General features: G+C 54.0%; 1 protein-coding gene. It reads left to right on the top strand.

Going from position 1 to position 1,484, the window contains the following annotated elements; all coding sequences use genetic code 11:
• On the top strand, window positions 1-1,411 hold a 1,411-nt coding region (locus QUB08_RS14560; RefSeq protein ID WP_333225364.1), incomplete at its 5' end, for an Ig-like domain-containing protein.
• Window positions 1,412-1,484: the final 73 nt, after the last annotated feature.

The following is a 1,484-nucleotide window of genomic DNA, read 5'->3' as shown; positions in this document are numbered from 1 at the left end:
ACCAGCAGCGGGGACAAGTCCGAATCCAACTCCAACAACGGAGCCATTGCCGACACAGGTTCCGGGTACGAGTCCGAGTCCGACTGCGGGCGCGACAACTCCGAGTCCGAGTCCTTCGATCGTCCCCCTTCCAACTGCGGTGCCCCCAACTCCTCCGCCTTTGGGCGGGGGGCCGACTCCGCCAAGTTTTACATCTCCGACTCCTAACCAGCCGCCGATCGTGGAAGCTGGCAAGACGGTGACTGGTTTGCAGAATTTGCCTCTATCTCTGAGCATTTCGGCGCCCAGCGACCCGGAGGGCCAGCCGCTGTCGATCGCGGTAGTCGGACTTCCTAATCCTACTTTTGGTCAGGTAATTACCGGTACGAGCCCCGTCGCCGTGAACCAAAAGTTAACCGTTCAGGATTTACTCGGGCTGAAATTCCAACCTGGAACAAACGCGATCGGGCAAGCCGGTTCTTTCAGCTACAGCGTAGCTGACGACCAAGGCGGCACGGCAGCAGCGTCAGTGGCGATTAACATCAATTCTTTCGATACCTCCGTAACTGTTCCAAGTACCCTGTCGCCGATTGCTGTCAATGACGGCATCGTATTTACGAGTACGAATAATTCGCTGCCCACTTTCATCGACGTGCTGGCCAACGATTCCAGCCCGCAAAAAGGGACGCTCAACATTATCAATGTCAGCACACCGCAACTGGGGATAGCTGTAAATCTTGTCTCTCAAGTGCAATTCATCCCCGGCAACGTAGCGGGTACAACTGCTTTCACCTACAGCGTCAGCGACGGATTCGGGACAATTCCGGGCGTAGGTACTATCACGGTTCAAATCTTGCCGGCTGATAGCGGGCCTAACAATTTAGTTGGGGGTTCTTTGCCGGACAATTTGGACGGTTTGGCGGGCAGCGATACTATTGATGGTCAAGGCGGCAACGATACGATTAACGGCGGTGTGGATAACGACGTGCTCGTAGGGGGCCTCGGCGCAGATACCATGACGGGGGGCGGCGGCGGCAATCAATACCGCTATACCAGCCCTGCACAAGGTGGGCCTGGCTTTGATGCGGCTTCTTCGGCGGCGATCGAGGCTGCGATCGCGGCGGGCGGATACGATGTGATTACTGATTTTAGCGGTCTCGGTGTGCCGATCGCCGATCAGTTTAATTTTGCCCCCGGATTTGCGAATCTGGGCGGTAACAGCCAAGTTCTGCTGAATGTGCAGACAACGGTTTCTGCAAATATTCTCGGAGGAAGTGCTTTCTTGTTTGCCTACGATTCCGGCGGCAATACTTACATCATTTATGACGGCAATGGCAATAACCTCACCGGCAGCGATTCTCGCATTTTGGCGAAGTTAAATGGTGTAACTGGGGTTTCTTCTCTTTCGGAATTTGACTTTACTTTCATCTAGAGAGCCAGTCCAGTAGAAGTAGTTGACAAACCAATATAATTATGCTGTCGTCTCTATTGGGTTCATAAGTAGC

It is taken from the genome of Microcoleus sp. BR0-C5 (assembly GCF_036705045.1).
In the GTDB taxonomy this organism is placed as follows: Bacteria; Cyanobacteriota; Cyanobacteriia; order Cyanobacteriales; family Microcoleaceae; genus Microcoleus.
The sequence above is the reverse complement of the archived record's forward strand: the minus strand, read 5'-3'. Positions and strand labels throughout refer to the sequence as shown.